Raw genomic sequence first — 4,554 nt, 5'->3', positions numbered from 1 at the left:
CGGGTCGAAGCGGTGCGAGTAGAAGATGTCGACGTAGTCCAGCCCGAGGCGGCGCAGCGACCGCCCGCCGGCCCCGCCCCGGCTGCCGCTCTGGCCGCTGGCCGCGATGTTCGGCCTGGTGCCCGTGTGGTGGCTGACCGGGGCGTTCTACCTCGGCTGGCCGCTGCTCGGCGCGCTGCTGTTCGCGCTGCTGGTCATCCGGGGGCGGGTGCCGCTGCCGCCGGCCGCCGGGATCTGGCTGCTCTTCCTGGCCGTCGTCGTGGTCAGCGCCACCCAGCTCCAGTCGCCGGCCTCGATGCTGACCTTCGCCCTGCGGCTCGCCTTCTACCTGACCGCCCTCGTGGTCGGCGTCTACGTCTACGCCGTCGCCCGGGAACGCGCCGACCTGGTCGCCGTGCTGGTGCCGCTCTGCGCGTTCTGGTTCGCGCTGGTCGCGCTGGGCTGGCTGGGCGTGCTGGCGCCTCGGTTCGCGATGACCACCCCGATGGAGGTGCTGCTCCCGGGCGGGGTGGCGCGCACCCCGTTCATCCAGGACATGGTCCACCTGACCACCGCGGAATACAGCGAGCGGTCGCTGAACCCCATCTACCGGCCGGCGGCGCCGTTCGCGTACACGAACAACTACGGCAGCGCGTACGCGATGACGCTGCCCTGCGTGGTGGCCTTCACCATGCTGCGCCGGCGCGGCGTGCTGCGCTGGGCGCTGCTGGCGTCGCTGCCGCTGTCGCTCGTGCCCGCCTTCCTCACGCTGAACCGGGCGATGTTCCTCAGCATCGGCGCCGGGCTCGCGGTGCTCGGCGTCCGGGCCGCCCTGCGCGGCAACGTCCGGGTGGCCGCGTCGATCGTCGGCGTGGTCGTCATCGGCGGCCTGACCACCCTGTTCATCCCCATCGCCGAGCTGATCGGCAACCGCGTCGAGTCCAGCGACACGAACACCGACCGGCTCTCCCTCTACGCCGAGGTGATCCGCCGGGTGAAGGAGTCGCCGTGGCTCGGCTACGGCGCGCCGGTCAACGTGGACACGGTCACGGCCCAGGCGCCCATCGGCACCCAGGGACAGCTCTGGATGGTGCTGTTCAGCCACGGCGTCCCGGCGCTGCTGTGCTTCCTCGCCTGGTTCGTCGCCGCCGCGCTGATCTGCGCCCGGGCCACCTCGGCGGCCGGGCAGTGGCTGTCCGTGGTGCCGGTGGTCTGCCTGGTGCAGATCCCGTTCTACGGCATGGCCAACCAGAACCTCGCGGTCGCCTTCTTCGCCGTCGCCTTCGCCATGGCGCTCACCGAGCGGGAGGCGGCGCTGCGCCGGCACCGCCCCCGGCCGCTCGACGCGCGCGCGGTGCCGGCATGACCGCCGCCACCCGACCCCCGACCGGCGTCGGCCCGACCGCCGGTCCGACCGGCGTCGGCTCGACCGGCGGCCCGACCGGCGTGGGTCCGACCGGCGTCGGCCCGACCGGCGGCCCGACCGGCGGCCCGACCGGCGGCCCGGTCGACGGCCCGGTCGACGGCCCGGTCGACGGCGCGGCCGAGAGGCGGCGCAGCGCCCGCAGCGGCGCCGCCGGCCTGGTCGGCGCGGCCACCAGCGGCCTCTTCGGCTTCCTCCTCGCGGTCGTCATCACCCGCGGCTACGGCACGGTGGGCTCCGGCGCGTTCTTCGCCGCGATCGGCGTGGTCACCGTCGCCACCGCCGTCTGCACCCTCGGCGCCGAGACCGGTCTCATGTGGGCGCTGCCCCGCCGGCGCGGCGGGGCCGGGGGCGACGCGGCCCGGGTGCTTCCGGTGGCGCTGCTGCCGCCGCTGCTCACCGCCGTCGTCGTCGCCGTGGCCGGGGTGCTCGCCGCGGACGCGCTCGCCCCCCGCCTGCTCGGCGGCGACGGCGACGCCGACCTGCTGACGGCCAGCTTCGCCGCGGTGCCGGTGGTGGTGGCGATGACGCTGCTGCTCGCCGCGCTGCGTTGCGTGCGCCCCATCCGGGCGTACGTCGGGGTGCAGTTCTTCCTGCTGCCGGTGGCGCGGCCGGTGCTGGTCGGCGCGGCGGTGCTGGCCGGTGGTGGCCTGCTCGCCGGCATGGCCGGCTGGCTGGTGCCGGCGGCGCTCGCCCTGCTGGCCTGCCTGACGCTGGTCGCGGGCCCGCTCGGCGTCGGCCGGGGCGCGGGGCTGCGGCCGGAACGGGCCGACTGGTCGGCCTTCTGGCGGTTCGCCCTGCCCCGGGCCGCCTCCGCGGCGATCGACGCCGGCAACATGTGGGTGGGGGTGCTGCTCACCTCGGTGCTGGCCGGGCCCGCCGACGCCGGCGTGTTCGGCGCCGTCGGGCGTTACATCCTCGCCGGCCAGCTGGCCATGCAGGGGCTGCGGGTGGCCGTGTCGCCGCAGCTGTCCCGGCTGCTCGGGCGGGGGGAGCGGGGCGCGGCGGCCGCCGTCCACCGGCAGCTGACCACCTGGGGGCTGGTGCTGTCGTGGCCGGTCTACCTGCTGATCGCCGTCTTCGGCCTGGCCTTCCTCCAGCTCTTCGGGCCCGAGTTCACCGCCGGCGCCACCGCGATGACCGTGCTCGCGCTCGCCATGCTGGTCAACACCGGGGTCGGCAACGTGCAGAGCCTGCTGCTCATGGGGGGCCGCAGCGGCCTGCACCTGGCCGCCACGCTGGCCGGGCTGCTGGTCACCGTCTCCCTGGGCCTGTGGCTGATCCCCTTGCACGGGGCGACCGGGGCGGCGCTGGCCTGGGCGGCCGGCATCGCCACCGAGAACCTCACCGCGGCCGGCTGCGCCCGGGTCGTGGTCGGCCAGCCGCTGGTCGACGCGGCGATGCTGCGCGCGGGCGCGGCCACCGTCGTCGGGGTCGGGATCGCGGCGACGGCCGGGGTGCTTGCCGGCGGGCGGGGGATCGGCGGGCTGGCGGTGGCGGTGGCGGTGCTGGCCGCCGGCTGCGTCGGCTTGTTGACGTTGCCCGGGGTGCGCGCGCGCATCCGGGTGACCATGGTGCAGATCCGTGGGCGGCGGGAGGCGGCCCCGGCCGCAGCCGGGCCCGCCCCGGAGGAGTCGAAGGGCAGGTGAGGTCCGTCGTGCCGTCCATCCGTGACCGGGTGAAGCAACTCGTCCCGACCCAGGTGACAGACCGGGTGAAGGAGTCCCTCGTCGATTACGGGGTACGCACCAGCGACCGGCGGCCGCTGCCGGACTTCCTCATCATCGGCACCAAACGGGGCGGCACCACGTCGCTGTGGAACTACCTCATCCAGCACCCGCTGGTGCCCCGGCTCTTCCCGGCGTGGAACACGAAGTCCGCGCACTACTTCGAGGAGCACTGGCGGCGCGGCGAGGCCTGGTACCGGTCGCACTTCCCGACGCAGCGGCAGCGGGAGGCGCTCCAGCGGCGGCACGGCGGGCCGGTACGGGTCGGCGAGGCCGCGCCGCTCTACATGTTCCATCCGCTCGCCGCGCAGCGGGTCGCCGCCCTCATGCCCTCGGTGCGGCTGATCGTGCTGCTGCGCGACCCGGTGGAGCGGGCGTACTCGCACTGGAAGGAGCGGCGCACGCACGGCATCGAGCCGCTCGACTTCGCCGCCGCGCTCGCCGCCGAGGAGGAACGCACGGCGGGGGAGCGGGAGCGGCTGATCGCCGAGCCGGAATACTTCAGCGAGCCGTACGACTGGTACACCTACCGGGCCCGGGGCCGCTACCTGGAGCACCTGGAGCCGTGGCTGGAGCGGTTCGACCGGGAGCAGATCCTCTTCCTGCCCAGCGAGGACCTCTACCGCGACGCCCGGTCCACCTACCGCCGCACGCTGGACTTCCTCGGCCTGCCCCCGCACGACCTGCCCGACTTCAAGGTCTACAACGACCGCCGCTCGGCCCCGCTGGAGCCGACGGTGCGCGCCGAGCTGACCGACTACTACCGCCCGTACAACGACGCGCTGCGGCAGCGGCTGGGGCTGGACCTCGACTGGCCGGACCGGGCCGCGTGACGGCGCGGGTCGCCGCGCCGGCCGATCCCCGGTCCCGCACGGACGGGCTGGGCTGGGTCACCCGGGCGGTGTTCGGCGACGAGCGGATCGCGCTGACCGTGGCCGGCCCGCCGCCGCCCGGTCACCGCGCCGCCGCCCGGTACGCGGTCGTCCCGTCGGTCGCCCGGGCCCGGTTCCTGCTGCCGCTCGGCGCGCCCCGGGCCACGGCCGCCGCGCTGCTGGCGTACAACGCGCTGCGCCCACCGAAGGTCCGTGCGGTGCGGGCCGTGCTGGGCGGGCTCGCCCGGGTCGGCGCCCTCGACCTGGCCCCGTTCCCACGGCTGACGGTGTGGCTGCCCGACGGTCTCGCCGCCGACGAGGTGCTGCTGGCGCGCCGGCTGGTCGGGGGGCCGGCGGTCCACGCCGCCTGCGGCGTCCGGCCGCCGGACCCGAACCACAAGCCCACCCTGCAACTGTTCGACCCGGCCGGCCGTCCCCTCGGCTACGCGAAGATCGGCTGGAACGGCGCCACCCGGGCGCTGGTGACCACGGAGGCGGCGGCGCTGCGCGAGCTGCCCGGGGTGGCCGGCGTGCCCGACCATCCGGCGGCGCC

3 protein-coding genes and 1 pseudogene are annotated in these 4,554 nt (G+C 75.9%); all 4 read left to right on the top strand.

Features of this window, described 5'->3' with window-relative positions; all coding sequences use genetic code 11:
• Positions 1–106: 106 nt before the first annotated feature.
• Complete coding sequence (locus ACWENR_RS29805; protein ID WP_452280274.1) at positions 107–1,345, top strand: O-antigen ligase family protein; 1,239 nt, start codon at positions 107–109, stop codon at positions 1,343–1,345.
• Positions 1,342–3,051 (top strand): lipopolysaccharide biosynthesis protein, encoded by a 1,710-nt coding sequence (locus ACWENR_RS29800; protein ID WP_452280273.1) that lies wholly within the window; start codon positions 1,342–1,344, stop codon positions 3,049–3,051. Before ACWENR_RS29805 ends, ACWENR_RS29800 begins: the two co-directional genes overlap by 4 nt.
• 8 nt (positions 3,052–3,059) lie before the next feature.
• Complete coding sequence (locus ACWENR_RS29795) at positions 3,060–3,962, top strand: sulfotransferase domain-containing protein (protein ID WP_452280275.1); 903 nt, start codon at positions 3,060–3,062, stop codon at positions 3,960–3,962.
• Positions 3,959–4,554 (top strand): annotated as a pseudogene (locus ACWENR_RS29790) (hypothetical protein); the annotation flags it as partial. The gene ACWENR_RS29795 and the pseudogene ACWENR_RS29790, both read left to right, overlap by 4 nt.

Source organism: Micromonospora sp. NPDC004336 (assembly GCF_053602615.1).
This window is presented reverse-complemented; position numbering and strand designations above follow the sequence as displayed.

Coding starts and splice junctions, on each gene's coding strand:
- ACWENR_RS29805 (WP_452280274.1), top strand. CDS start 107: ATGTTCGGCCTGGTGCCCGTGTGGTGGCTGACCGGGGCGTTCTACCTC.
- ACWENR_RS29800 (WP_452280273.1), top strand. CDS start 1,342: ATGACCGCCGCCACCCGACCCCCGACCGGCGTCGGCCCGACCGCCGGT.